The 25,337-nt window shown below is 38.6% G+C and carries 27 protein-coding genes; 6 read left to right on the top strand and 21 right to left on the bottom strand.

The features are described 5' to 3' along the window. Positions 1–135: 135 nt before the first annotated feature. The 18 genes from HMPREF1128_RS05425 to gpU form a co-directional block, all read right to left on the bottom strand. Positions 136–1,872 (bottom strand): DNA primase family protein, encoded by a 1,737-nt coding sequence (locus HMPREF1128_RS05425; protein ID WP_007524869.1) that lies wholly within the window; start codon positions 1,870–1,872, stop codon positions 136–138. Continuing rightward, positions 1,866–2,252 (bottom strand): hypothetical protein, encoded by a 387-nt coding sequence (locus tag HMPREF1128_RS05420; protein ID WP_007525234.1) that lies wholly within the window; start codon positions 2,250–2,252, stop codon positions 1,866–1,868. Before HMPREF1128_RS05420 ends, HMPREF1128_RS05425 begins: the two co-directional genes overlap by 7 nt. A 1-nt stretch (position 2,253) precedes the next feature. Next, positions 2,254–2,460 (bottom strand): hypothetical protein, encoded by a 207-nt coding sequence (locus HMPREF1128_RS05415; RefSeq protein ID WP_007524193.1) that lies wholly within the window; start codon positions 2,458–2,460, stop codon positions 2,254–2,256. A gap of 4 nt (positions 2,461–2,464) precedes the next feature. Next, positions 2,465–2,719 (bottom strand): hypothetical protein, encoded by a 255-nt coding sequence (locus HMPREF1128_RS05410; RefSeq protein WP_007524158.1) that lies wholly within the window; start codon positions 2,717–2,719, stop codon positions 2,465–2,467. Next, positions 2,712–3,296, bottom strand: a complete 585-nt coding sequence (locus HMPREF1128_RS05405) for an ash family protein (RefSeq protein ID WP_007524631.1) — start codon at positions 3,294–3,296, stop codon at positions 2,712–2,714. The genes HMPREF1128_RS05410 and HMPREF1128_RS05405 overlap by 8 nt, the downstream gene beginning before the upstream one ends. Before the next feature lie 155 nt (positions 3,297–3,451). Continuing rightward, complete coding sequence (locus HMPREF1128_RS05400) at positions 3,452–3,763, bottom strand: hypothetical protein (protein ID WP_007524480.1); 312 nt, start codon at positions 3,761–3,763, stop codon at positions 3,452–3,454. A 15-nt stretch (positions 3,764–3,778) separates the two neighbouring features. Continuing rightward, complete coding sequence (locus HMPREF1128_RS05395) at positions 3,779–3,982, bottom strand: helix-turn-helix transcriptional regulator (RefSeq protein WP_007524867.1); 204 nt, start codon at positions 3,980–3,982, stop codon at positions 3,779–3,781. 166 nt (positions 3,983–4,148) lie between these two features. Continuing rightward, positions 4,149–4,973 carry a hypothetical protein gene (locus HMPREF1128_RS05390; protein ID WP_007523967.1) on the bottom strand — a complete coding sequence of 275 codons (825 nt, stop codon included), beginning with the start codon at positions 4,971–4,973 and terminating at the stop codon, positions 4,149–4,151. Between the two features lie 385 nt (positions 4,974–5,358). Next, complete coding sequence (locus HMPREF1128_RS05385) at positions 5,359–5,826, bottom strand: HK97-gp10 family putative phage morphogenesis protein (protein ID WP_007524623.1); 468 nt, start codon at positions 5,824–5,826, stop codon at positions 5,359–5,361. Between the two features lie 13 nt (positions 5,827–5,839). Continuing rightward, entirely contained in the window at positions 5,840–7,507 is a 1,668-nt protein-coding gene (locus tag HMPREF1128_RS05380; RefSeq protein ID WP_007525146.1) for a terminase large subunit, read from the bottom strand. 7 nt (positions 7,508–7,514) lie between these two features. Beyond that, positions 7,515–7,892: a phage terminase small subunit P27 family gene (locus HMPREF1128_RS05375; RefSeq protein ID WP_007524682.1), complete on the bottom strand. Its 378-nt coding sequence runs from the start codon at positions 7,890–7,892 to the stop codon at positions 7,515–7,517. A gap of 420 nt (positions 7,893–8,312) precedes the next feature. After that, positions 8,313–8,669: an HNH endonuclease signature motif containing protein gene (locus HMPREF1128_RS10230; RefSeq protein ID WP_010129717.1), complete on the bottom strand. Its 357-nt coding sequence runs from the start codon at positions 8,667–8,669 to the stop codon at positions 8,313–8,315. A gap of 7 nt (positions 8,670–8,676) precedes the next feature. Continuing rightward, positions 8,677–8,988 (bottom strand): head-tail connector protein, encoded by a 312-nt coding sequence (locus tag HMPREF1128_RS05365; protein WP_007524113.1) that lies wholly within the window; start codon positions 8,986–8,988, stop codon positions 8,677–8,679. Then, complete coding sequence (locus HMPREF1128_RS05360) at positions 8,975–9,331, bottom strand: phage head closure protein (protein ID WP_007524361.1); 357 nt, start codon at positions 9,329–9,331, stop codon at positions 8,975–8,977. Before HMPREF1128_RS05360 ends, HMPREF1128_RS05365 begins: the two co-directional genes overlap by 14 nt. A gap of 7 nt (positions 9,332–9,338) precedes the next feature. Beyond that, positions 9,339–10,550, bottom strand: a complete 1,212-nt coding sequence (locus HMPREF1128_RS05355) for a phage portal protein (protein WP_007525321.1) — start codon at positions 10,548–10,550, stop codon at positions 9,339–9,341. A 1-nt stretch (position 10,551) separates the two neighbouring features. Beyond that, positions 10,552–11,118, bottom strand: a complete 567-nt coding sequence (locus HMPREF1128_RS05350) for an HK97 family phage prohead protease (protein WP_007525430.1) — start codon at positions 11,116–11,118, stop codon at positions 10,552–10,554. A 44-nt stretch (positions 11,119–11,162) separates the two neighbouring features. Continuing rightward, positions 11,163–12,353: a phage major capsid protein gene (locus HMPREF1128_RS05345; protein ID WP_007525147.1), complete on the bottom strand. Its 1,191-nt coding sequence runs from the start codon at positions 12,351–12,353 to the stop codon at positions 11,163–11,165. Between the two features lie 10 nt (positions 12,354–12,363). Then, positions 12,364–12,762 (bottom strand): phage tail terminator protein, encoded by a 399-nt coding sequence (gene gpU / locus HMPREF1128_RS05340; protein ID WP_007524463.1) that lies wholly within the window; start codon positions 12,760–12,762, stop codon positions 12,364–12,366. A 979-nt stretch (positions 12,763–13,741) separates the two neighbouring features. Between gpU and HMPREF1128_RS05335 the strand changes: the two genes are divergently transcribed. Further along, positions 13,742–15,268 carry a catalase gene (locus HMPREF1128_RS05335; RefSeq protein ID WP_007524914.1) on the top strand — a complete coding sequence of 509 codons (1,527 nt, stop codon included), beginning with the start codon at positions 13,742–13,744 and terminating at the stop codon, positions 15,266–15,268. Between the two features lie 133 nt (positions 15,269–15,401). Here HMPREF1128_RS05335 and HMPREF1128_RS05330 read toward each other — a convergent pair whose 3' ends face one another. Then, entirely contained in the window at positions 15,402–15,770 is a 369-nt protein-coding gene (locus tag HMPREF1128_RS05330; RefSeq protein WP_010129720.1) for a rhodanese-like domain-containing protein, read from the bottom strand. Between the two features lie 422 nt (positions 15,771–16,192). Here HMPREF1128_RS05330 and HMPREF1128_RS05325 point away from each other — a divergent pair, with 422 nt between their 5' ends. The 5 genes from HMPREF1128_RS05325 (at position 16,193) to HMPREF1128_RS05305 (ending at position 21,314) form a co-directional block, all read left to right on the top strand. After that, the gene (locus tag HMPREF1128_RS05325) at positions 16,193–16,453 is read left to right on the top strand and encodes an oxaloacetate decarboxylase subunit gamma (RefSeq protein ID WP_007524830.1); all 261 of its coding nucleotides are present in this window, start codon (positions 16,193–16,195) and stop codon (positions 16,451–16,453) included. Between the two features lie 19 nt (positions 16,454–16,472). Beyond that, positions 16,473–18,284: a sodium-extruding oxaloacetate decarboxylase subunit alpha gene (gene oadA, locus HMPREF1128_RS05320; protein WP_007525445.1), complete on the top strand. Its 1,812-nt coding sequence runs from the start codon at positions 16,473–16,475 to the stop codon at positions 18,282–18,284. Between the two features lie 79 nt (positions 18,285–18,363). Continuing rightward, on the top strand, positions 18,364–19,671 hold the full coding sequence (locus HMPREF1128_RS05315; protein ID WP_007525225.1) for a sodium ion-translocating decarboxylase subunit beta: 1,308 nt from the start codon (positions 18,364–18,366) through the stop codon (positions 19,669–19,671). Between the two features lie 177 nt (positions 19,672–19,848). Beyond that, entirely contained in the window at positions 19,849–20,415 is a 567-nt protein-coding gene (locus HMPREF1128_RS05310; RefSeq protein WP_007524264.1) for a LemA family protein, read from the top strand. A gap of 11 nt (positions 20,416–20,426) precedes the next feature. Next, complete coding sequence (locus tag HMPREF1128_RS05305) at positions 20,427–21,314, top strand: DUF3137 domain-containing protein (protein WP_007524870.1); 888 nt, start codon at positions 20,427–20,429, stop codon at positions 21,312–21,314. 34 nt (positions 21,315–21,348) lie between these two features. On the opposite strand, the gene HMPREF1128_RS05300 is transcribed toward HMPREF1128_RS05305, so the two are convergent. Continuing rightward, on the bottom strand, positions 21,349–22,422 hold the full coding sequence (locus HMPREF1128_RS05300; RefSeq protein WP_007524706.1) for a metallophosphoesterase: 1,074 nt from the start codon (positions 22,420–22,422) through the stop codon (positions 21,349–21,351). A gap of 229 nt (positions 22,423–22,651) precedes the next feature. Next, positions 22,652–25,267, bottom strand: a complete 2,616-nt coding sequence (gene adhE, locus HMPREF1128_RS05295) for a bifunctional acetaldehyde-CoA/alcohol dehydrogenase (RefSeq protein ID WP_007525232.1) — start codon at positions 25,265–25,267, stop codon at positions 22,652–22,654. Positions 25,268–25,337 lie beyond the last annotated feature (70 nt).

Here is a 25,337-nt window from a genome sequence, read left to right as displayed (position 1 = left end):
CGTCAGGTCGTCATGTTTTTTGTTTTTTCATTTAAAATCAATGAGTTAATGAATGATGACCGTCATCAGGTCGTCATTAGGTCGTCATTAAAAAGCATTATCATACAAAAAAAGCGGGGGTTTCCCCCCGCGCTGTTATTGTGGCTCTAGAATTTCTTTCTTAAAATCATTAAAGTCTTTAAAGTGGACGTTAGTTTTACGCCCCTTGTCTGTTTTGTGTTTTTTAAAAGGATATTCGTTGCCATGTTGATTTAGAGATTGTTCAATGCCTTGAGTAAATCTAACTACATTGAGCGCGGCTAAGCCTAACGCCTTAACATATCCAAGATAGGCATGATATAGATATTTGCTTGGGTCGCCTAAACCATTTGGAACGTTTCCAATAAAAACCCCATCTATTTTTTCTGTTGTGTAAAAGTACTCAAAGAAAGCCGTTAAAGGGTCGGAATCCATCTTAATTTTCAAAGACTCTTTACTTTTCTGTTGTCTTTCTAAAGCTGCTTTTGCCTCCATAGGGTCTGAGAACTCATTAAGTAACTTTCTAATAATTCCGCCTACTTCAAGCGTGATTTTGTCCATGAAATCAGGGTCTCGCTCTTTCTCTGGAACTACTTTATCAAAACAAAAATTCACAGCTCGTCTATCTACACCGCCGTTACGTTCAGTCCATTTACACGGCTCATTGTTAATAATCAGTACTGAAGCCTTTACTTTAGTATTGATAGGCGAACAGTAGTTGTGTCTTATCCGCACAGTATCTCCACCAGTTACCGCTTTTACACCGCTTCCATCTCCAGCGTATTTCGTTTGCTCTGCGCAAATAATCAATTTTTTATCTTCAAATCCAGCAAGCCCCCTTTCATCGTCAAAGTTTTCTAATCTACCTGCTCCAATGTTCTTTTCTCCAACTAATAGTGTTGCAATGTTGGCAAATACCGATTTTCCACTACCGCCTTTTCCTGTTACTTGGAAAAATATCTGCCAGTTGTAGCGATTAGTTAAAATCGCATACAAAGCGGCTAAGATATTTCTAGCCTTTTCCTGATTGCCGTCTGCTACAAAATTAAGCCATTTATCAAAAATAGGTGTTCCAACTGCGGTTTCATTGTAAGTATGCGGAATGTATGTTGTTAACCAGTTTTCACGCTTATGAGGTTCAAATACTAGCGTTTTACAATTTAGTATTCCATTATCAAAAAATATAGAATCTTCTGGTGGTTCGTCCATTTTTGGCAACTGAATTTTAAAAGTCTTAATAACAGTGCTAATTGTGCGATCACTATAACCTAATCTATTCTCATCAAAGAAATTTACCATAGCTGATTCAATATCTTCAGCATCGACTTTTTCCCATACTTTACCGGTATAACGAAAGAATTCTCCACTTCCTCGCTGTATGGCTAAATCCTCGTTAAACCATCTACGGAATGCGCTTGCTTTTTCGCTTGCTCGGTCTGTTTCTTTGACTTTAATCAGCTCTTTACTCTGGTATTCATCGCGCAATTTTTTAACAAAGTCGCTACTGTCCGCAATTAGATTGCCTGATTCATCTCGTTCCGGTTGACCTGCTTCATCATAGAAAATAACTTCTTCAGCAGTAGAGTTTGCAGCTAAATTTTCACAAATAGCCCACTTGTCTTTCTCGCTTAATTCGCCTGCTCGAAAGATGCTAACCTTACCGCATTTTATGGCTAACTCTCTTTCTTCCTCTATAGCTTCTCTGGTTAGAATTACAGGTTTATAACCTTGTTCAGCTCGTGTTAATTCACAAATTAGTTTAGCTCGCTCTTTATTTAGGGCATCGCTTCCCGCAATGATATAAGCCTCGAATGGCTTGCCTTTTGGCTGTACTTTTACATTTGGCGCTAGCATAAGAGACTCCCTTTAGGCGCAGAGATACCTAATTTCATTTCAATAATCTGTTGTTGTCGGTAGAGTAAATTCAAAACAAAATTCAATGCAGCGTGTAATAATAAGCCTTCAACTACCCCCGCCGGCTCTCTAGCTTTTTCAATCTTGAAAGACACTTTAATCAAGTATTTTCTCAAGGTTATAATTTCTTTTAACATATCAAATAACACTTTATCTGGTGGAGTAGATCCCAATAAAACGTCATTAACAATTTTTTGAGTTTCATCTAATAGCGGGAATATCTGTTGAGCATCGTTATTATATATTGCTGAAAGCATCTGTTTTTCACATTTGGAAAGCTCTTTGATAGCATCTTGGTATTCTTGTTCTAAATCTCTCATGTTATTCCCCCGCCACTTCTAAATCTTCCATTTCATACAATGCTGAAGCTAAAATTCTATGAATCCCTTCGAGCGCCACGCTAATATCTGTGCCGTCCATTTCAGAAAGACGAGATTTAGACATGGCCTCTAATAGGGTTGCTGCCTGCCAGCATTTGAACGTTGCTTCAGTAAATTTTTCTTTTTGGGTTAGTGTTTTTTTAGCCATTTTGTTATTCCTCAATTCTTACAAGTTTGCCGTTTTTGCTGCTTTCCTCAATCTCTTCAAGGAAGTATTGGACTGCTGAAATAGCGGTCTTTATAGCGCTTGTACTGGTAAAGAATTCTTCAGGCTCATCACTTTCATTATTTGGGCTGTCATTTTGAATGAGTGTCAAAATTGCGTGAGCGTATCTTGCGGAAGCCTCGATTTTATTTACTTGTTCCGTGCTAAATACAGTGTGCGTTGGTGGTGTGAATTTACGCATATAAGCCCCCTTTTGCTGGTGTGCGGGCAATTAAGACGGCGGTAGAGGTTAAACTTAAGAGAGAGCGAGCTTCTTTCTCGTTGCTTGCTAGGATTGAGATTTTTAGACGGTTTTCGCCTATGATTAGAAATTTGTAGAACATAGCTAACAGCTCCAGTGAAGATTTTTGAAGGGCTACCGCTTGGAAGTTCTCAGGCTTTGGGCGGTAACGTGTAACGGGCTGAGAAACTGCAATCACTGGAATACAGCAAAGGGCGAAACCTTTCCCATTACACGCTACCATTGATAGAGATTCAACGAGACCAAAATTGGTCTGGTTAAATTCATTTGATAGAAACACAACAAAACCTGTTTTGATTTGGTTGTTTTCTTTGGGTGTGTGTAATCCACGAACAAAAAAAGCACGGTTATTTAAAGGCGTGCTAGTGTTCGCCAGTGATAATTTCTTCGAGTTCTCAGGCTCGGTCATCAATTTAGTGATAACGTTGTCAAATGTATTAGAAACATTAGAACTTGTCAAACTTTTAAATTGTGAAAGTTTTTCATTTAATGTATAATTAACTTGATTTTGATTCATATTTAACTCTTTTTATGAATTGAAATTAGTGTGATTTCTGAAGTTGCGGAACTTTTCCCAGTTGTTGGCATATGTACACAACTTATAGCGAGTAGTCTTATATCTCAGGTTGAGGAACTGCACCGCTTGGGCGATCCTTGCGGTGCTTTCTTTTTCTATTCAAAGCGTGAATAGGCTTGTTTTTCTTGAGCCTCTGTAAGCTCGCCACCTTTAGCCTTGTAAATAGCAATAACTTGCTTTAACTGCTGCTTATTTGCCACTTCATAACGGTAGTATTGTCCTAAACCGTCTTTTGTTTTTTCTCTCGTGCGTTTCACTTTTTCGGTTAAATGTTTACGCTCAAGCTCACTAATGTAATTACGAGCTGATGTCATATCCATTGAATAACCATCTATTCCGCTAACATCAGAAAAAATAATTCGATTAAGAACTTTTAGAAATTGAATTGGTTTTCTTCCTTTACCCATTGTTTGCCTCCCTGTTTAAGCTCGTGATGCTTTTTGTTCCTCAATCCATTGATTAACTTCTTCTAAATCCCAACGGATAAAGTTTTGTGAAAAGCGGATTGGCTGCGGGAATTGTTTTGCGCCTACAAGTAAATTCAGTTTAGTGCGGCCAAAGCCTACAATGGCTGTTACTTCTTTGCCTGAAATAAGTTTTTTAGATTGGGTTTTTGATTGGTTCATAAAAAAATACCTACCGTTAGTTTAACCGTGTGAAATGCAGTTGTATTTCGTTGAGTTGTCTAGACGGTAGGTATTTAATGAAATTTCAGAATGGCTAAAAATATCCTATACAAGGTAAAGATAAACCTATGCTATTACAGGGTATAACCTTTCCGAGTAAAAGGTATTAGATACCTTGTAACCAATTATTGCGGATAGTTTTAAAAGAGTATAGTTTATTATTTATAGGATCTTTTTTATGAGCTTCTTCTAATTCCTTAAAGATTTTTTGTGAAAAACTTGTTTTACTTGCTTGTTTGCCTTCTTTAGTTTTGGTTTCTAAATGATTTTTCCAGCGGCTTATTACAACCTCTTTCATTCTGTGATTTTCTTTATGTCTAGCTTTTGAGGCTTTTTCGGACATTTCTTTTTTAGATTGTGTTTTTATTTCTTTGGCTTCTAATTCACGTTTAAATCTTTCAGCAGAGATAAAAGCTAGAAAAGCTCTGAAAGCATCTTGATTTCTAAGATTGCCATTTATAAAACGCTCAATATATTCAAGTGCCATAATAGCCATAATTTGATGATTTTCTATTTCATCAATTAAACCAGTATCCCTATAACCTATTTCAAGCAGCCATTCAATGATATTACTGTCATTATCCATATATCTGATTTCAACGTTAAAATCTTCAATAATTAAATCAACATTAGGCTCATATCGGTCATACCACACTTGTTTCATATATTTATTGTGTTCAATATAATGACCGTTTTCATCTTGATAGTATTCAAATGTATTTTCAGCTTCCTTAATAGCATCATTTAATATATCAGAATAATACATATCAATCGTTTCATCTATCCATTCCTGAGTTTCCTTTATATCCTTTAATGTTAAACTCTTTAAATGTTCTTCAATTAAATATATGAGGTTAGATAATTCAGAAGTGTTATCCCCATTAAATAACTTTAAGCGTATTTCCTTAAAGAAATTCTCACGGTCTTTCATAAAATGCCCCTTTCGCATTTTGCCCTTATGATAGGAACGCATCAACAAGATAAGGTTTCTTGCTTTCGGGAGCTAACCTAGATGCGTTAATTTTTTAAGAAATAGTGAAATTATTTTATCATCGTTTAGTTACGTTAAGTTACTTCTATTTTCCCTTGTAGAAAAATAAACTATAATAATCTTGGCTTTAAGGTATTGGCATATTCTTAAAGTCCTCTCAATATTGGTATCTTCTTTCTTATAGGGAGATACCAAAAATTTAAGCGCATAATGGCAATAACCATACCGCGGTTTGTTTGGTCTTGTTCGATGTCATAACTCATTAAGCTACAAGTATCGAGTAAGTCAGAAAAAGCCCACTGTTTCGTAGCGGTGGGCTTTTTTATTATTTAAATGATTTTTTTAGTTCTTCCTTTACGATTTCTTCTGCGATTTTCATTGCTCGTTCTTCGCCTGCTTTAAATCCTTTTTCCATATAGCCACGACCTTTCATTTTAACTGTGCCGTATTCTACCATCCACCAGTAGAAAGGGTCTGTTTTGTCTCGGGTATTTTCCCCAACTCTGGCCATTCTTCTGCCTTTCGTTCTCATTACGCGAATTGTTGTAATGCCGCTTAAACCATCTTTCGCTACTTTTGTTTTATGCCTAACGTTATTCTTTATCGTTCCTTTTTGGCGAAAATCAGTGCTTTTATTTAACACTGGAACCTGTGGCTTAATTGATTTTTCAAGCGAATTAGCTGCGCTATTAAGGCCTTTTCTAACTGCTTTTCTGGTATTCTTTTTTACCTCTTTTACGAGCTTTTTTAAATTTCCCTCTAACTCTTTTAATCCTGTTATTTTTGTAACCATTAGTAGTTGCTCCTTATAAATTAATTCCATTAAATTCAGCAAGCGCGTTTTTATGTTCTTCTGAAAGCTCAAAGATTAAATCGCCATATTCTAATTGATAAGTTCCAAAAGACATTAGAAAAGCGACTGCGGGGTCTATCTTGTTTGCTGCCTTTTTCTTATTAGGCTTGATATTAGCGTTCGCATCTGTTTCCATAACAACATTTGATAGCGCCCAAGCAAGCACAGGGTCGCCGTTATGTTCTATCATTTGTCTATTTATCAATACTTCAGCACTTTTAGCTACTGGGCTGAACCGCTGATAGGTTTGCGGGAATGGTTCAACTTCAAGCCCTGCAGTTTGTAATTGTGTGCGTAAATGGGTTGCGTTCCATACATCAAAGCCAATCATTTTTATATTAAAGCGTTCGGCATCTTTTAGAATATCGTCTCTGATTTTGTCATAATCGATACAATCGCCCTCTGTAACAATTAACCACCCGCTACGCACCCAGTTTCGATATATAGCACGGTTTTTATTAGCCACGTTATTAAGCTGAAATTCTGGAATGTAATGCCGTGTAAACAAGCGGGCTTTATTTCCATGAGGGAACGTATAACAAAGGCTGGTTAAGTCGTTAGTACTTGATAAATCTAAGCCTAAATAGCAATCTTGGTGCAGTAAATCGCTATCTGTGTATTGTCGTTGACATTGCGCCCAGTTCCCCTCGCCTAGCCATGGGGTCGTTCCTTGACACCATACATTAAAGCGCTTGGTTAACATCTCCACCCATTCAGATGGAATGCCTCGTGCTTTCTTGATAGTGTTCTCAAAATCAAGGTAAGGAATGGATTTGCCTATATTGGGATTTGCTTTTATCCAGTTTTCAGGGTTGTCTATTTCGTTTCCTTCGTCTAGCTCAAAGATTAAAACAAACAAGCTGTCATTCTGTTCATTTCCGTCTAGGATTTGCGCGCAATAATCATAGTGTTGTTTACAAGCTGAAATAACATTGCTTCCAGCAGTTGTGATAGCAAAGAGCAAGCCTTCTGGGCGAGCGCCTTGTCCTAGCTCTAAAGCACTATAAACGCTATTATCTGTGTGTAAGTGGTATTCATCTACAATAGCAAGGCTTGGATTCGTTCCCTCAATAGTTGAAGATTTAGCGGCAAGCGGTCGCATAATACTATTGCTTTTAGGGTTGATTAGCTTGTGTTGTTGAATGTTAAGGCGTTTCTTTAGTGGGGCAGAAAGTAAGCACATTTGGCGAGCATCATCAAAAACGATTCTAGCTTGGTCTCGGCTTACTGCTGCGGTGTAAATATCTTGTTGGCCATCTTCTACCAATAGAAACCAGTTAGCTAATACGGCTGCTACGGTTGATTTAGCGTTCTTTCTTGCTACTTGAATATAAGCAGAGCGATACTTTCTCAAGCCTGTATCTTTGCGCTTAAAGCCTAATATGTTAGCAAATAAAAACACTTGCCAATCTGAAAGAATAATAGGCTGACCGCGCAAATGTCCTTTAACGTGCGGGCATAGTTTAGAAAAGGCGAGGAATTTATTTACCACGTTTTCATCAAAGAAATAATCGGGGTTCTCTAAATCGCTAAAATAACGCTCTACGGCTTGTTTTATCTTCTTACAAGCCACTATCTCGCCTGTTCTTACTTTCTCTGCGTATGCTTGCCAGATTGCCATTTTCTACCTACATTGTAAGCACTTGATCGAACATATCTGCCGCTTCTACCTCAATAGGATTTTTTCTGCGGCTTACTGGGTCAAATCCTAAAAGAGATGACATTTTAACCATCACTTTTTCCGCATCAGCTTTAGCAGAAAGAGCAGGGTTGCGAGATTGCGTGCCTTGACTATTTACGATTGAAAAGCCGTTTTTGTGAATATCTTCTACTGCCGCGCGAAAGAGTGAATAATTTACGCAATATAATTCGAGATGAATTAAGTCTGCTTCTTCAATATCTCCACGTTCGAGAAGTTGCGGGATTCTGTCTTTCCATACAGCTTTTGCGATTGGGTCTAAAAAGCTAGGTGGGTTGTGTGTTTTTTTCTTGTTCTTTGTTGTCATTGCGTGTCCTTATTTTCAAAAAAAATGCCGTGCGTAAAAATTTAAGGGGGCGGGCGGTTCTTTAGGCTTGCTACTTTCTTTTAAAACTCCCCCCACCTTGTGTGTGAGAGGGTATCAGGAAATGGCTGATACCCCACTAAAAAGCGGTTGTTTTGGCTTGAATGATGATGCCCTAGAGGTTATAACGACCTCTCCTCAATTTTGAGGGCAGCTTTATTTTTTAGCTCCATAACTCAACTGTTACCATATAACCACAGTTGCAGAAGATACCCGTTCTTTTCTGTTTGTCTCTGATTAGTTGTGGTCATATGACCATAACTCAACTGTGGTCATAATAACCATAATTCAGTTGTACACTTATGTACTCAACTCAACTGTGTACATATGTTCATACTTCAATTGTTTCGATATCAAAACGGTTCACTTCTTCGCCCCAAATCCTCGTTTATCAATTACCCTTGTCTTGTAGCTATGGCAATCTCTACAAAGTGCTTGATGGTTATCTTCTACCCAGAATAGTGGGTCCGCTTGTCCGTTCTCTACTGGCGTTATATGGTCTATTACAGTTGCGGGTGTGTAGATTCCTTTCTTGAGGCACATTACACAGAGCGGGTGAAGCCGTAAGTATTTCAAGCGGTATTTGCTCCACGCATAGTTATATCCGCGAGCGCTGCTGCTTACTCTTGTATCCTTTGGCTTATGTTCTTCGCATCTGCCAGACTTAACCTTATTTTTACAGTTAGGGTAACTGCATCTTCTTAACGGTTGGTAAGGCATAAGTACCTCAATAGATAGCGGGTTCTCTGTACACTTCCCACAATGCTTTAATCGTCATTGGGATTACTGCTTGCGCTGTGTCGGTAGTCATTTCTCGGCTTGTGTATAAAAGCCCGATATAAAGCAAGCAGCCTACTTTGATTGCTGGAGAAAATGGAATAGTGGTTTCCGTTTTGGTTTCTCCAAAAGTTTTCCCTATATGCGTTTGGCATACTTCGAGCGCTGCTGCCTTGTAGCCCTCAAGCAAGTCATCATCTAAATCATGATCTATATTTAAATGCTGTTTTACTTCATCAATAGTTAAATCAATATTCAGCATGAGCTTCTCCCTCTTTACACATTAACTGTAATTCTCTATGCGCTTCCATGCTGTCAATTACGGAATAAATAGCTAAAAGACGATTTCCATATTTAACCCGCATTTTATTTGTAATGCCTTCAAGATAACGAATGCGAATGCGGATAATGTTTTCCCCCATTTGAAAAGGTCCACTAAAATACTCTCGTCCTTGTAGTGGCTCTACGCTTGCCCGCACTGTTGCAACATTTCGCCAAACAGCCTTATTTTCTCCATACTGATTAGCGGCTTGTTCTCTTTTATAGTCTCGCTTTTGAATGGTAACTACCTTGTTATATTTGCCGGCTTTAATCATTCTGCCCATATATACCTCATTCTTTATTTCCGCTATTAGCACGTTTAACTTCTACAGTTTGTTTCCATGCTTGACTGAATTCATCGCCTCCAGCATAAGGCGCAAGTCCTTCTCGTCTGCGTACTTCATTAGGGGACATTACGCCCGCTTTTATAGCTACATCATAGCTACTGAATCGCTCGCTCTGGCTTGTTCGCAATAAGTCGCTGGTGTCAAACTCAATTAAAAAGCGCTTTTTGCTATTACTTGTTAAGTCAATCATGAGCGCATCTTTTAATTGTTGCTCAAAGTTAGTTAGCCACGGTCTTAATGTTTGAGATAGAAAAGCTCGGCTTGCTTCGCTGAAGTTCGCATAGCTACTATTTGAATAGTCCTGTAAGAAAATTGGGCTGATGTTGTAGATTCGAGCAATATCAGAAATAGTAAAGGTTCGGCTCTGTAACCATTCTGCATCTTGGTTTGTCATACCTAGCTGCTTATATTCCATTGAGCCTTCAAGGATTGGGGTTTTCCCTGCGTTCTTCGCACCTTTGAAACGCTCTAGCGCTTCCATTGCTTTTCGCCCTTTTGCTTCATCTAGCCAATCAGCAGTAGAGATTAAGCCGCTAGCCATTAAGCCGTTTTTCATAATGGCTGAACCGTGTCGCTGTTGTGCTAAACCTAGTCCAACTGTTTCACGGCAAATAGCAATAGGCGAGCGCCCCATAAATCCATCTAAAGAGCTATGGCGCAAATGTAAGACTTCATCTTGAAGATAGTTTTTTGTAACTCCGTTTAAGTCTGTGATTTGATAAATGTATTCGCCAGTTGTTTTCTGATAGATGTTTACTGCGCTAGGTTGATACGGTGTTAGGCTTACTGGCTCGCCCTTATGATTCCATTCAATAACGGCATACGCGTTGCCAGTTAATAAGCAATGGCGCATCATCGTATATTTAAACTGGTAAGGTGTTTGATTGCGGTTCGGCATTTCATTAAGCAGATATTCTACTGGGTGCTGATAAACTCTTTCGCGGCCATCTTCTTTTAATGAATACAAATAGCAAGGCATAGAAGCCACAGCCTCTGCAATTACTGTTACAGCATTCATTACAGCGGGTAAGGCTTCTGCGGTTTGAGGGCTGACAAATTCCCCCGCACCTGTATTACTTACGTTCATATAAGATAAAAGCTCATCAACACTAAGTGTTGCGCTGCGTTGTTCTTTTCGTCTAAATGGATTCCACATTCTACGCCTCCATAACTTCTAACCAGCGTTTAAAGTGTGAGGCTGATTTACTGCTTGCTTGCCCTTTAGCAGCAGCCATTGAGCGCTTGGCGATTTCTACACTACTTTCTGGGTAAGCTGGAATGCTTGTTACTGTAATTTCAAACAGTTCTGCTTTAAGTACTGTTCTTTGGCAAGGCTCGGTATCAAACTTCCATTCTTCTTGAGTTGCGTAGAAGCCAAAAGACATTCCTGTAATATCGCCTCGAGCAACACTAACTAATAAATCTTTCCCTAGTGTCGTATCTGGTGGGGTAAGCTCAAAACGTAAACCGATAGAATCTTCTTCAAGTTTTAACGTTCCTGCGCTTGTTCGTCCTAGTAGCTTGGTGTAATCGTGTTCAAAGAGTGCGCGAATATCTTCGCTACTTGCTAGGCTTTCGCTAAATGCGTTTGGAGCAAAAAGCTCTACAAAATCACAGTAAAGCACTTGAGAGGGGCTATTCCATTTAACAGCGTAACCAACTAGCTTTTGATTTTCTTCATCAGTTGAAAGGGTTGTTGAGCGGATTTCAAATTCTTGTTTCATATGCTACCTATTAAGCAAAAAGGGGCTTACGCCCCCTTTATGGTTTATGCTGTAGTTTCAATTACTTTAATCGCATTTGAATCGACCACGCCACCGCCTAAGTATTTATCGGTGTGTACTTTGTAGAAGCCCGCTTCTGTTAGGTTGTCTGGGCGAGTTCTTACGCCTGTTTCATGATCTACAATGAAGTAACCGCGCTTGAAGTCACCAAAAGCAATTACTGGTTTATTCACGCCGCCTGTTGGCATTGTTTCTAAGAAATATACTGGACGGCCTAATAAAGTTGCTGGTGCATCTGCTGTTAAACCATCGCGCCAGATATAATCGCCGTTTTTGTTTTTGAGTTTCTGTAATACTGCTGCAATAGTAGATGACATTACCCAAACTGCATTTTTACGGTATTTGCTATGAAGCATATAGAAAGCATCAATTAAATTATCAGCATCAATTTTAGCTACGCCAGCCACTTCGATTTTTTGAAGTTTGCCGAATTGTCGAGTTTTGTCATCTTCGGTTGTGCGGTCATAAGCTAAGAAGCCTTTTGCTTTCTTGTTACCATCGCCAGAGGTTAAGTCAACTTCTTCCGTTTCGGTAAAGGTTTCAGCAATTTCATCAGTTAACCAGCCTAAAACATCAATGCTAGAGAAGTCTAAAATCTCTTGCGTAGTTTTCGGGTAAGCATAGATAGAATTTAATGCGATAGTAACTTCATGGAGTTTAGGCGTTGTAGTGCCAGCGCGTGCCGTTCCCTCTGTGCCATGCGTTACAGTTGCACCACCTGCGGAAACAAGTTTTTTGTATTCTTTAGCACCCATAGGCAAGCGCACCACATTACAAAGCTGACGCATCACGCTATCGTCTGTTAAGCGTTTCATCACTTCTTTGTCTAACTGTGGAATAACTGAATAGCCACCATCTTCGCCGTTAGTAGTTGTTAAATTGCGAAGCTCGCCGGTTTTAATGTAATGGCGTAACTCATCATTTGAGTGTTGTTTTGTGCTACGTTGTTCCACAGAGTGCGCTTGCCCTTCAAGGCTGCGTTCTTCATCTGCTACGGTTTCGTATTTACTGATTTCATCGCTCATTTGCTTAATCAAATCTTTTAACTTCTCAAAGTCCGCTGATTCAGCTTCATTTAAAGAGCGGTTTTCTTTTTCTGCTTTCTCAAGCATTGCTCGCATTTCTGCTACTTTTTCTGCCTTTTGTTGGCGTAACTCTAATAATTTTTTAAACATAACTTTCCCCTTAATCGTTGTAACTTACTGCGAACAGAAGAGTAGATGAAACCCAAGTCGCTTGTTCTTCGTCATATTCATAACGATAACCTTTCAACGAAACACTATCTAACGAATCAAATTCCGTGCTAGTCATAACATTACTAACTATTTCGGCCACCGAATCTAATTCATCTTCTCCAGCATTAGGCGGAAAGTAAATTCCAATGTTTAACGTGGCATCAAAACCACTTTCACAAGTAGTGATTTCTTCTGATTCAATGTTTTCTAAATAAACTGCAATCGCTGGACATTGCTCGCTTGCGTTTAATCGCAGTAATCTACCACTATAAAAACGCTTCATCTTTTCTAATAAATGAGGTTTAAGCGTTGCGATTGTTTCAGTTCTGATTTTTTTATGAATAAGCATATTCAGTCCTTATAATCATCTTAATTAAGACGGCTACAATTAGCCCATAAAACAATATAAGCACTAAAAAGATAAAGTAAATAGTATAAAATTTGAGCGGTTAGCTACGTTAAAAGTAGTTGAGTAGATAAAATTTGTTTGCTTCTTTTTTGTACAAATAAAAGAAAATATAAGTAAAAACTAAGATAATTATAGGAAAAATAGAGATGACGACTTAATGACGGGTTAATGACGACTTAATGACGGGTTAATGACGACTTAATGACGGGTTTATAATATGTAAGTTATTGATTTATATATATTTTTTATAAAAACATGACGGCATGACGACTTTATAAGAAAAAAATCTAACTTCTATATTTAAAAAAATAATCAGTAACTAGCTATCTAAGGATTGGAGCATTCAGTTTTTCCTTATGTAACCACGATTGTAACCACGAAATAAATAGATAAGGAAAAATCCTTTAATATCAGAGTGTTAAATGCTAAGGTCGAGTCCGACCACTGCACCAAAAACCTGTCTTTTATAGTCTTTCCTGTTGCATATTGTCTTTAAAATCAAATAGTTACAATCTTTTATTGTTGCTTATTGTTTCATATTGTTGCCTATTATCCTAACTTTACTGATCCCTTGAATGATCCCTTGAGAAAGGTTGTTTTTCAAGGGATCACTAAAATTCTAAAAAAATTGTAGAAAATAAGCGCATTTTAATCAATTGCTTATTTTTTATTCTATTTTAGGTGATTTTTATGGCAATTAGATTTACTGGACTCACCTCAATAAAAATTGACGGCATTCTGAAAATGCCAAAATTGTTACTAGAAAACCTCTATTAAATTTTATAAAAACTTCAAGAGAAAACGCCATATTTAATCAATTTTTTAAATTGATTTGATAGATTTCAATTGGTAAAAGCTTTTTATATTATGTTTAGCGAAATTTATTTCAAGCTAATACTATTTTTATAAGGAGTTTTCTATGAGTTCTAAATGCCCTTTTTCGCATTTTAGCAGCACCACCTTAACAATGGGTAATGGTGCGCCTGTTGCTGATAACCAAAACAGTTTAACAGCTGGCCCGCGTGGTCCACTACTTGCACAGGATTTATGGCTAAATGAAAAATTAGCAGATTTTGTACGTGAAGTTATTCCAGAGCGCCGCATGCATGCAAAAGGTTCTGGCGCATTCGGGACATTCACTGTTACAAACGATATTACTAAATACACGCGTGCAAAAATTTTTAGTGAAGTAGGCAAAAAAACAGAAATGTTTGCTCGATTTACTACTGTTGCTGGTGAACGTGGTGCTGCTGATGCTGAAAGAGATATTCGTGGTTTCGCGTTAAAATTCTATACCGAAGAAGGTAACTGGGACTTAGTGGGTAACAACACACCAGTATTCTTCCTACGTGATCCACGTAAATTCCCTGACTTAAATAAAGCAGTAAAACGTGATCCGCGAACCAATATGCGTTCAGCAACTAACAACTGGGATTTCTGGACATTATTACCAGAAGCATTGCACCAAGTAACCATTGTGATGAGTGATCGTGGTATTCCAGCAAGCTATCGCCATATGCATGGATTTGGTTCACACACTTACAGTTTATGGAATGAAGCAGGTGAGCGTTTCTGGGTGAAATTCCACTTCCGTACACAACAAGGTATTAAAAACTTAACAGATGCAGAAGCAGCAGCTGTCATTGCAAATGATCGTGAAAGTCACCAACGTGATTTATATGAAGCCATTGAACGTGGCGATTTTCCTAAATGGACATTATATGTACAAATTATGCCTGAAGCGGATGCAGAAAAAGTGCCTTATCATCCATTCGATTTAACTAAAGTGTGGCCGAAAAAAGATTATCCGTTAATTGAGGTAGGAGAGTTTGAGCTTAACCGTAATCCTGAAAACTTCTTTGCTGATGTAGAGCAATCAGCATTTGCACCAAGCAATTTAGTTCCAGGTATCGGCGTAAGTCCAGATAAGATGTTACAAGCTCGTTTATTCAACTATGCAGACGCACAACGTTATCGTTTAGGTGTGAACTATCGTCAAATTCCAGTAAACCGTCCACGTTGCCCTGTTCATAGTAATCAACGTGATGGCCAAGGGCGTGTAGACGGCAACTACGGCAGCTTACCACACTACGAGCCAAACAGCTTCAGCCAATGGCAACAACAACCAGACTTTGCTGAACCACCACTTCGCATTAATGGTGATGCAGCACACTGGGATTATCGTAACGATGATCATGACTACTTCAGCCAACCGCGAGCATTATTTAACTTAATGAATGCAGAACAAAAACAAGCGTTATTCAATAACACTGCAGCTGCAATGGGAGATGCCCCTGATTTTATCAAATATCGTCATATTCGTAACTGTCACTGGTGTGATCCTGCGTATGGTGAAGGTGTTGCAAAAGCATTAGGACTAACCGTTGAAGATGCATTAAAAGCACGAGAAGCAGATCCTGCTTTAGGTCAAGCTAGTTTGCTCTAATCTGAGTTTTGGTCTTTTTGATAAATGTAGATCGCATTGCAATTGCAAAAATACCTGAAAATCTGACCGCTTTTTATAAGAAAATCCCCTAAATGCTTAATCTAGGGGATTTTGGCTTTAAATAATATGCTGTTTATTTCAAACCTTTTTTAACCAAATCTTCATAACCGCCATGATTGGTTACATTGGTATAGCCTGCATTTTTCAGCTCAGTAAGCGCGATTTCTGCACGACGACCACTACGGCAATAAAGGTTAATCGGTTCATCTTTAGCTGATCCAAGCGCTTTAACGCCTTCAACAATTTTATCGTGTGGAATATTCAAAGCATTTTGCAAATGGCCAGAGTTAAATTCCTCCGCAGAACGCACATCAATCCAAACGCCTTTTGCTTTTTCTGGTTGTACTGTGCTTGATTCTGTTTGTGGTGCAGTATTTGCATGAGCAACAAAAGAGGTGGTAATGGCAACCGCTGAAATTGCTACAGCGAGTAATTTTTTCATCATTCAATCTCCATTAAATAGAAAATAATAGGTTTGTTTAATCGTTTATCTAGCGTTCATAATACTCCTAAATAGAATGATAATAAACGATGAATTAAGCAAAAACGTTCGGAAATCTAACCGCACTTTAAAAGAGAAAAGCCGTCTGAAAAATGACTTTTAAACGGTCTTTGGAAGAGAGATGTTAATAGGAGAAAGAGCAGCCTTCGTAGGCTAGAATTTTACAATCTTTTGCGTCTTTAGCTTTGCATAATTTTCCTTTTAGGGATTGCTTACTGAGGTTAGAGATATCTAGTAGCAGTACTTCTTTATATTTATACCTCCAAAGTATGATCTATTTCAAACTTCTAACGTAAACCGTTTGCGAAACAAGCGGTTTTTTTTTATCTTAATATTCCCATCAAATTGCATAAGGAGTTGTTATGACCCACGCTGAACTGTTTGGTGAAGGTGTCAATTTAATGTTTTCCGGTATGGGATTTGTGATGATTTTTTTATTCATCCTTATCTATGCTATTAAGTGGATGTCTTTACTGATCAACCGATATTTCCCTGAACCTATTGTTGCTCCAATTCCGCCTAAGCCTGCTGCAACAATCCCTCAAGCAGCTAATGATATTGAACGGTTGCGTCCTGTTATTGCAGCAGCCATTGCCCATCATAGAAAAAAACAAGGTTTGTAAAAATAAAAAGGAATAAATTATGACGAATACAACGAAAAAAATTGCGATTACCGATGTCGTTTTACGCGATGCGCATCAATCTTTATTTGCGACCCGTTTACGTTTGGACGATATGCTTCCTATTGCAGCAGAGTTAGATAAAATCGGTTTTTGGTCTTTAGAAGCTTGGGGTGGTGCAACCTTTGATAGCTGTATCCGCTTTTTAGGGGAAGATCCTTGGGTACGTTTACGTGAATTGAAAAAAGCGATTCCGAATACGCCGTTACAAATGTTACTACGTGGACAGAATTTATTAGGTTATCGCCATTATGCGGACGATGTTGTCGATAAATTTGTTGAGCGTTCTGTGGCAAATGGTATGAATGTATTCCGCGTGTTTGATGCATTAAATGACCCGCGTAATATGAAACAGGCACTACAAGCGGTCAAAAAACAGGGCGGTCATGCACAAGGTACATTAAGTTATACCACCAGCCCAGTTCATACGTTACAAACTTGGTTAGATGTAACTGAGCAGCTTTTAGAAATCGGCATTGATTCTTTAGTGATTAAAGATATGTCTGGTATTTTAACGCCGCTAGCAGCAGAAGAATTGGTGCGTGCAATTAAAAAACAATTTGATGTGGAATTACATTTACATTGCCATTCTACGACAGGTATGGCTGAAATGGCGTTATTAAAAGCGATTGAAGCGGGTGTTGACGGAGTTGATACTTCTATTTCATCTATGTCTGGTACTTATGGCCATCCAGCAACGGAATCTATTGTGGCAACCTTACAAGGTAGTCGTTTTGATACTGGATTAGATATTTTAGCGTTAGAGCGAATTTCTGCTTATTTCCGCGATGTTCGTAAAAAATATGCACAATTTGAAGGTCAGCTTCGTGGTATTGATAGCCGAATTTTAGTCGCACAAGTTCCTGGCGGCATGCTAACTAATCTTGAAAATCAACTTAAACAGCAAAATGCATCAGATAAGTTAGATCAGGTATTGCAAGAGATTCCAAAAGTTCGTCAAGAATTAGGTTATATTCCGCTAGTAACACCAACTTCACAAATTGTTGGTACACAATCTGTGATGAATGTGTTGATGGGCGAACGTTATAAAACGATTGCAAAAGAAACTGCAGGGATTTTAAAAGGCGAGTACGGAAAAACGCCAGCGCCGGTTGATGCTGCATTACAGGCTCGAGTATTAGAAGGTGCTCAACCCATTACTGACAGACCGGCAGATCATATTGCACCAGAATGGGAAAAATTAGCCCAAGAAGTGACAGCTCAAGCAAAAGAAAAAGGCATTACGCTTGCAGAAAATGCAGTAGACGATGTTTTAATTGTTGCGTTATTCCAACAAGTGGGCTGGAAATTCTTAGAAAATCGTCATAATCCAGCGGCGTTTGAACCAGCGCCAACTGGCAAAGAAATTGCAAAAAATAGTGAAAAACCGACCGCTTCTCATGCGCCTCAATCTCCGGCAGTTTATACCATTGAAGTTGAAGGTAAAGCCTTTGTTGTGAAAGTGAGCGAAGGTGGCGATATTACGCATATCGCACCAACGAGTGCGCTACAAGCGGCAGCACCTGTGGCAGCCCAACCTGCGCCAGCTGCAAGTGCGAATGCTGAGCCGGTTAAAGCGCCAATGGCGGGAACTATCCTCAAAGTTGAAGTGACTGAAGGACAACAAGTTGCTGAAGGCGATGTCTTGTTAATTTTAGAAGCCATGAAGATGGAAACACAAATTTGTGCAGCGAAAGCAGGCGTAGTACAAGGCATTAGTGTTAAACAAGGCGATGTAGTGGCAGTTGAGCAAGTCATGATGAGCTTAGCTTAATTTTTCAAATATCTCGTAAAGGTGGCTTTGTCGCCTTTACAAAGTAGTCATTACGTTGCTACAAGAAAAAGGATAAAACATGGATAGCATTATTGCGCTTTTTAAAGGCATGGGCATCATGCATATGGGGTGGGGGCAGGCAATTATGATTGCTGTAAGCTTGCTCCTGCTTTGGCTGGCAATTGCCAGAAAATTTGAGCCTCTTTTACTTTTACCTATTGGCTTTGGCGGTTTACTTTCTAACATTCCAGAAGCTGGGCTTGCAATGACAGCATTAGATAACTTGCTGCAACATGGTACGCCTGAACAATTGTCGGTTATCGCGGCGAAAGTGAATAGTCCAAGCTTAGAATTAGAGAGTTTAAAAGAGGCAATCGCTTTAGCATTACCTTCTGTTCAAAATGAATTAGAAGTTATAGCGGGCGATATGGGCTACACAGCAGGGGTGTTAGCGTTATTCTATAAAGTTGCCATTGGTTATGGTGTTGCGCCACTTATCATCTTTATGGGTGTTGGGGCAATGACTGATTTTGGTCCATTATTATCTAACCCGAAAACTTTATTGTTAGGTGCGGCTGCTCAATTTGGGATTTTTGCTACCGTACTCGGTGCGTTAGGGTTGAACTGGTTAGGTGTGATTGACTTTACCTTGCCTCAAGCAGCAGCTATCGGGATTATTGGTGGCGCAGATGGCCCAACTGCAATTTACTTAGCAAGTAAACTAGCACCAGAATTATTAGGTGCCATTGCTGTTGCTGCTTATTCTTATATGGCATTAGTACCACTTATTCAGCCACCAATTATGAAGGCATTAACTAATGATGAAGAGCGCCGGATTAGAATGGTTCAAGGTCGTACAGTAAGTAACCGAGAGAAAATTCTTTTCCCAATAGTATTATTGGTTCTCGTGGCATTATTGTTACCTGATGCAGCACCATTATTAGGGATGTTCTGTTTCGGTAACTTAATGCGTGTTAGTGGTGTGGTAGAGCGTTTAAACGATACCGCTCAAAATGCACTAATTAACATTGTAACTATTTTCTTAGGTTTATCTGTGGGGGCTAAATTAGTCGCGGATAAATTCCTCCAACCACAAACCTTAGGTATTTTAGTTTTAGGTGTAATAGCTTTTGGTATTGGGACTGCAAGTGGCGTGTTGATGGCGAAATTGATGAATAAATTCAGCAAAGAGAAAATCAACCCATTAATTGGTTCAGCTGGTGTTTCTGCTGTGCCAATGGCTGCGCGTGTATCAAATAAAGTTGGTCAGGAATATGATAAACAAAACTTCTTACTGATGCATGCAATGGGACCAAACGTAGCAGGTGTAATCGGTTCTGCGATTGCAGCTGGTGTGATGTTGAAATATATTTCAGCAATGATGTAGGAACGAAAGCGCAGTCTTGTTAAGCTGCGCTTTATTTTTAGCAAAATTTCTGTGCAATGAATGGTTATTTAATGAAACAATTCGCTTAGCAGATAGTCAAAATATTGCTGGAGAAAATATCAAGTTCAGCAGCAAATAGTTACTATGCTTTTCTTGTCTTTATCAATGGAGAATGTTATGAACATAATCACTATTTTAATTGTTCTTGCTGTTATTTTAGTGGGATTTATTGTTGTTCTTTATAACGGATTAATCGCTAAGCGAAATCAAGTAAAAAGTATTGAGGCTGGCGTCGATACTCAACTAAAACGCCGTTATGATTTATTACCAAACTTAGTTGCCACAGCAAAGGCTTATATGGCACATGAGTCAGAATTATTACAAAAAATTGTGAGTTTGCGTGAAAAAGCACAGATGACTCACTCGAGTGCAGAAAAATTTGCACTAAATAATCAACTTTCTAGCGCATTGAATGGATTGCGTATTCAGATTGAAAACTATCCAGACTTGAAATCGAATCAAAATATTTTGCACGTTCAACAAGCATTAACAGAAGTAGAAGAGCAAATCTCAGCTGCTAGACGAGCATACAATTCAGCGGTTGAAATTTATAATAATGCCGTTGAAATGTTTCCTTCGAATATGGTTGCGAATTTTTTTGGTTTCAAACAAGGTAGCTTTTTTGATATTCCTGAAAATGAGGCAAAAGCACCAAATATGCAGAACTTATTTAATAATAAATAAGGAAACTAAGAATGGAAGGTGGAAAATCAATCGAAGGCATTCGTTTTACCCAATTAGAAAAATTAGAACAGGAGCGTTTACTTCTTCTAAAATTAGCGAATAAATCGGCTATAGGGTTAGCTATCTTTGCTTTTTTATTTATTGGCACGCTTGCATCAGAAAGTCATCTTAAAGCACTACTCTTTTTTGGGTTAATGATTTATCTAGTTAAGTACCTTTTACAGCGAAAAGAGACTTTTATTAAGCATTTTAAACTCAATGTAATTACAGCTATTGTCCAGCATTTTAATCTGACTTATTCACCAAGAAGTGGGTTACCTATGCAAGATTTTTATGCAATTTATGATGTAACTTGCGAAAGTTGGCGTAGTGAAGATTTAATTTATGGTGAGGTAGATGGTGTAAAGGTTGAAATTGCGGATGTGATTGCACGTAAAATGCAAAAAGATACTAAGATTAAACCATTGTTAATTAAAGATTTTTCTGGCATTTTACTAAAAGCGACTTTCCCAAAACAATTAACACATCATGTTTATGTCTGTGATAAAGATGATTTTGGCGTAAAATCTTCAGGCGAAAAAGCAGTAATGGATAATGCTGAATTTAATCGTCATTTTAATGTGTTTTCAGATGATCAGATTATGGCAAGATATGCGTTAACACCAGCATTGATGGAAACATTATGTGCTTTAAAGCATAAATTTAATTGCCCAATCTCCTTGGTTTTTGAAGGCCAAGAAATTCGACTGGCAATCAATTTAAAAATAGATAGTTTCGAACCTAATTTTCAGGTTTCTTTACTTGAAGATGAGGTTATTAAAAACTATATCAGCAGCATCAAGGGTTTTATTGATATGGTTAAATCATTACGGTTAAATCCAATGATTTGGCAAGTCTAAAATTAACACAGGGCGAGTAATTTCGCCCTGATTTTTATTTCCCTTTCACCTCTAAAATCCAGACTTCTGATTGAGAGCCTAGGCGTAGTGGGATACCCCAAAAGCCATAGCCAGAAGTTACCACAAAATGTCCATTGCCAATTTTTTCATAGCCGTAGTCTAAACGGTACATTAAATAGGTCACAATATTAGCAGGGAAAATTTGCCCTCTGTGGGTATGACCTGAAACTTGTAAATCAATAGGTAATGTTGAATGGATTTCGATTTCATCAGGGCGATGATCCATTAAGAAAACCGGTTTTTGTGTATTAACATTCTGTAATAGTTCAGCGGTGGTTGGGCGCTTTTTATAAAGATGGTCGTTTCGTCCAATAATAGTAAATTGATTGCCAATTTCGACCGCTTGATCCCATAACACTTTAATGCCGGCAGCCTCAATTTCTTTAGTAATAGGCTCTTGTTGACCAAAAAAATCATGGTTGCCGAGTGTAGCATAGACGCCTAAAGGTGCTTTTAATTTAGCCAAATGTGGGCGCATATCTTCTGCAATATAAGCTTGAACATTATCATCCATAATATCGCCCGGTAGTAAAATAAGATCGACATTCTCTTGATTAAAAATTTCTGCCAGCTTATCTAACTGCTTTCCACCGAATAATTTACCTAAATGGAAATCGCTTGCGACACCAATGCGTAGCGGTTTATCTAATGGTTTATCTAATACAATGGTTTGATGTATCACTTTGGGTACATAAGCGTTATAGACCCCTAAACCAAGGCTACCAAATAGAATAAACGGATAGGCGATACGCAACCAATGACTTTTCTTCTTGCGCATTAAATGGTAGCAAAATGCGGTAAAAATGCTGGCAAGAAAAGCAAATAATAAGAAGGCAAGTAAAAGTGCTACACTTCTAAATGCGGAGATTACACGGGCAAGTTGTAATAGAAAAATGGTATTAACGACTAAGTAACTGATTAAGGTTAACGCTTTTCGTTTAGTTATTGAGAGATTAAAAAACCATCCTAATGTGCGAGTAAAACTATACAAAAATAGCTGTAAAAAAATAAAAACTGCAGCGTAAGTGAAATAATAACGAAGTTCCATTGGTTTCCTTTAAGTAAGTGATTCATCGGAGGAGACTGACTTATCTTATCATTGAAGATAATTTTTGTCACAATAATGGATAAATCAACAATATATGTGATTTTTTTACATATTGCGATTACAGAAATAATAGATACATACGCATAATAATTAAAAAATGCCTGCACCAAAAAATTCGGTGCAGGCATTGATACTTTACATTGAGTGTTTGGCTAGTCGCGAGTTAAGGTTATTCACCATAAAATGCTTTGGTCATAATGGCTTCCATATCTTCGACCATTGCTAAACGAGGGTTAGCAGGCGTACATTGGTCTTCAAACGCGTGTAGAGCAAGTTCTCTGCGAGCAGAAAGGAATGCTTGTTCATCAATGCCTTGTTCACGAAGAGACATTTTCACACCACAGCGTACGGCTAAATCATGTACTGCATTAGCATAAGCTTCAACCGCTTCTTGCGGGGTAGCGCATGGTAAACCGAGCATTCTCGCAATATCTTGGAAGCGAGTATCTGCAACATAATGTGTGTATTTCGGCCAGGTTGCCACTTTAGTTGGGCGAGTACCGTTATAACGAATAACGTGTGGAAGTAAAATCGCGTTAGTTCGACCATGAATGGTATGGAATTTACCGCCGATTTTATGCGCCATTGAGTGGCAAATACCTAAAAACGCATTCGCAAATGCCATACCTGCAATTGTTGAAGCGTTATGCATTTTCTCTCTAGCGACTTCGTCAAATTCTTTGACTGATTTTTCAAGGTTTTCAAACACCAATTTAATGGCTTGTAATGCCAAACCGTCGGTATAGTCGTTAGCAAGGATTGATGTATAAGCTTCAGTCGCGTGAGTCAGTACATCCAAGCCAGTATCTGCAGCAACGCTTGCTGGAACAGACATAACTAATGCTGGGTCAACAATCGCAATTGTTGGGGTAAGTGAGTAGTCTGCTAACGGATATTTAATATCTCCATCTGTAATAACAGCAAATGGCGTGACTTCAGAACCTGTACCAGAAGTTGTTGGAATACCAACAAATTTCGCTTTTCTTCCTAATTGTGGGAATTTAAATGCGCGTTTACGGATATCCATAAATTTTTGGACTAAGTCGCGGAAATCAACTTCAGGCTGTTCATAGAATAACCACATGACTTTTGCTGCGTCCATTGGCGAGCCACCACCTAAGGCAATAATAGTGTCAGGTTGGAAGCTACGCATCAATTCTGTTCCGCGCATAACCGTTTGTAAACTTGGGTTTGGCTCAACATCAGTAAATAGCTGATACATTACTTTATTACGGCGTTGACGGAGCTGATCGGTAATTCTATCTACAAAGCCAAGATCAACCATAGAACGGTCTGTGACGATCATCACTTTTTGCACGTCTTTCATGGATTTGAGATATTGAATTGAATCCCGTTCAAAGTAAATTTTTGATGGTACTTTAAACCATTGCATATTATTTCTCCGTCTTCCCACACGTTTAATATTTAAAAGATTGACTGCACTCACGTTGTTACCTACAGAGTTCTTTCCGTATGAGCCACAACCAAGTGTTAACGATGGTAAGAAAGAGTTATAAACATCGCCAATACCACCAAAGGTAGAAGGAGAGTTCCAAATAACGCGGATTGCTTTAACGCGTTCACCAAAGGTTTTAGCTAAGGCTTTATCTTCGGTATGAATTGCCGCAGAGTGACCTAAACCGTGGAAATTTACCATTGCTTCAGATAACTCTAAACCGTGTTCAGTTGAATTTGATTTTAATAAAGCAAGCACTGGTGAAAGTTTTTCACGAGTAAGGGGCTCGCCTTCACCTACGAAAGCACATTCGGCTAATAAAATATTGGTATTCGCCGGTACAGAAAAGCCCGCTTGTTCAGCAATCCATGCAGCAGGTTTACCAACAACCGCCGCATTAAGTTTTGCGCCAGAGCAACTCGCTTTGTCTGCTTTATCTACACCAAAAATAAATTGTTCAAGTAGCGCTTTTTCTTTTTTGTTGACTAAATATACTCCGTAAGATTGCATCTCTTTAATAAAGTCTGCGTAGATTTCTTTATCCACAATAGCAGCTTGTTCAGATGCACAAATCATACCGTTGTCGAAAGATTTTGACATAACGATATCGTATACCGCTTGTTTGAGTTTTGCGCTTTTCTCTACATAAGCTGGTACGTTACCTGCCCCCACACCTAATGCTGGTTTACCACAAGAATAAGCAGCTTCAACCATGGCGTTACCGCCTGTTGCTAAAATAGTTGCAATACCCGGGTGTTTCATTAGTAAAGAAGTTCCTTCCATTGAAGGCGTTGTAATCCATTGTACACAGTCTTTAGGTGCACCCGCTGCAACAGCTGCATCACGTACAACTTGAGCTGCATGTGCTGATGAATTTTGTGCTGAAGGGTGGAAGGCAAAGACAATAGGGTTACGCGTTTTCAGTGCGATAAGTGCTTTAAAAATAGTGGTAGAGGTTGGGTTAGTGGTTGGTGTAATACCGCAAATCACGCCAACAGGATCGGCAATTTCAGTAATACCAGTGACATCATCTTCATTAATCACGCCAGCAGTTTTTAAATGGCGCATATTATTCACGACATACTCACAAGCAAAGAGGTTTTTTGTCGCTTTATCTTCAAACACGCCACGACCGGTTTCTTCATAGGCGTGCATTGCTAATATACCGTGTTGATCTAAAGCAGCGACAGAAGCTTTTGCTACAATGTAATCCACTTGTTCTTGATTCAAGCTATGGAATTGTTCAAGGGCTTTTAGGCCACGCTCGACTAATTCATTAACTTCTTTTTGCGCATCGTAAGGTTGCGCTGCTGGAGTGGTTTTAGCCATAATGGTTTCCTCTAAAAATTAAAATTGATTATGGCTAGATTATTATTCAAGGCGGCTAAATTTGCACGAA

It is taken from the genome of Haemophilus sputorum HK 2154 (assembly GCF_000287615.1).
Lineage (GTDB): Bacteria > Pseudomonadota > Gammaproteobacteria > Enterobacterales > Pasteurellaceae > Haemophilus_A > Haemophilus_A sputorum.
Note: the sequence above shows the minus strand (reverse complement) of the source record. Positions and strands in the feature narration are given on the sequence as shown.

Coding starts and splice junctions, on each gene's coding strand:
- HMPREF1128_RS05410 (WP_007524158.1), bottom strand. CDS start 2,719: ATGCGTAAATTCACACCACCAACGCACACTGTATTTAGCACGGAACAA.
- HMPREF1128_RS05325 (WP_007524830.1), top strand. CDS start 16,193: ATGACCCACGCTGAACTGTTTGGTGAAGGTGTCAATTTAATGTTTTCC.
- HMPREF1128_RS05300 (WP_007524706.1), bottom strand. CDS start 22,422: ATGGAACTTCGTTATTATTTCACTTACGCTGCAGTTTTTATTTTTTTA.
- gpU (WP_007524463.1), bottom strand. CDS start 12,762: ATGCTTATTCATAAAAAAATCAGAACTGAAACAATCGCAACGCTTAAA.
- HMPREF1128_RS05415 (WP_007524193.1), bottom strand. CDS start 2,460: ATGGCTAAAAAAACACTAACCCAAAAAGAAAAATTTACTGAAGCAACG.
- HMPREF1128_RS05395 (WP_007524867.1), bottom strand. CDS start 3,982: ATGAACCAATCAAAAACCCAATCTAAAAAACTTATTTCAGGCAAAGAA.
- HMPREF1128_RS05420 (WP_007525234.1), bottom strand. CDS start 2,252: ATGAGAGATTTAGAACAAGAATACCAAGATGCTATCAAAGAGCTTTCC.
- HMPREF1128_RS05360 (WP_007524361.1), bottom strand. CDS start 9,331: ATGGGCAGAATGATTAAAGCCGGCAAATATAACAAGGTAGTTACCATT.
- HMPREF1128_RS05330 (WP_010129720.1), bottom strand. CDS start 15,770: ATGAAAAAATTACTCGCTGTAGCAATTTCAGCGGTTGCCATTACCACC.
- HMPREF1128_RS05350 (WP_007525430.1), bottom strand. CDS start 11,118: ATGAAACAAGAATTTGAAATCCGCTCAACAACCCTTTCAACTGATGAA.
- HMPREF1128_RS05305 (WP_007524870.1), top strand. CDS start 20,427: ATGGAAGGTGGAAAATCAATCGAAGGCATTCGTTTTACCCAATTAGAA.
- HMPREF1128_RS05355 (WP_007525321.1), bottom strand. CDS start 10,550: ATGTGGAATCCATTTAGACGAAAAGAACAACGCAGCGCAACACTTAGT.
- HMPREF1128_RS05365 (WP_007524113.1), bottom strand. CDS start 8,988: ATGCTGAATATTGATTTAACTATTGATGAAGTAAAACAGCATTTAAAT.
- HMPREF1128_RS05315 (WP_007525225.1), top strand. CDS start 18,364: ATGGATAGCATTATTGCGCTTTTTAAAGGCATGGGCATCATGCATATG.
- HMPREF1128_RS05390 (WP_007523967.1), bottom strand. CDS start 4,973: ATGAAAGACCGTGAGAATTTCTTTAAGGAAATACGCTTAAAGTTATTT.
- HMPREF1128_RS05405 (WP_007524631.1), bottom strand. CDS start 3,296: ATGAATCAAAATCAAGTTAATTATACATTAAATGAAAAACTTTCACAA.
- HMPREF1128_RS05400 (WP_007524480.1), bottom strand. CDS start 3,763: ATGGGTAAAGGAAGAAAACCAATTCAATTTCTAAAAGTTCTTAATCGA.
- adhE (WP_007525232.1), bottom strand. CDS start 25,267: ATGGCTAAAACCACTCCAGCAGCGCAACCTTACGATGCGCAAAAAGAA.
- oadA (WP_007525445.1), top strand. CDS start 16,473: ATGACGAATACAACGAAAAAAATTGCGATTACCGATGTCGTTTTACGC.
- HMPREF1128_RS05375 (WP_007524682.1), bottom strand. CDS start 7,892: ATGACAACAAAGAACAAGAAAAAAACACACAACCCACCTAGCTTTTTA.
- HMPREF1128_RS05310 (WP_007524264.1), top strand. CDS start 19,849: ATGAACATAATCACTATTTTAATTGTTCTTGCTGTTATTTTAGTGGGA.
- HMPREF1128_RS05385 (WP_007524623.1), bottom strand. CDS start 5,826: ATGGTTACAAAAATAACAGGATTAAAAGAGTTAGAGGGAAATTTAAAA.
- HMPREF1128_RS05335 (WP_007524914.1), top strand. CDS start 13,742: ATGAGTTCTAAATGCCCTTTTTCGCATTTTAGCAGCACCACCTTAACA.
- HMPREF1128_RS05345 (WP_007525147.1), bottom strand. CDS start 12,353: ATGTTTAAAAAATTATTAGAGTTACGCCAACAAAAGGCAGAAAAAGTA.
- HMPREF1128_RS10230 (WP_010129717.1), bottom strand. CDS start 8,669: ATGCCTTACCAACCGTTAAGAAGATGCAGTTACCCTAACTGTAAAAAT.
- HMPREF1128_RS05380 (WP_007525146.1), bottom strand. CDS start 7,507: ATGGCAATCTGGCAAGCATACGCAGAGAAAGTAAGAACAGGCGAGATA.
- HMPREF1128_RS05425 (WP_007524869.1), bottom strand. CDS start 1,872: ATGCTAGCGCCAAATGTAAAAGTACAGCCAAAAGGCAAGCCATTCGAG.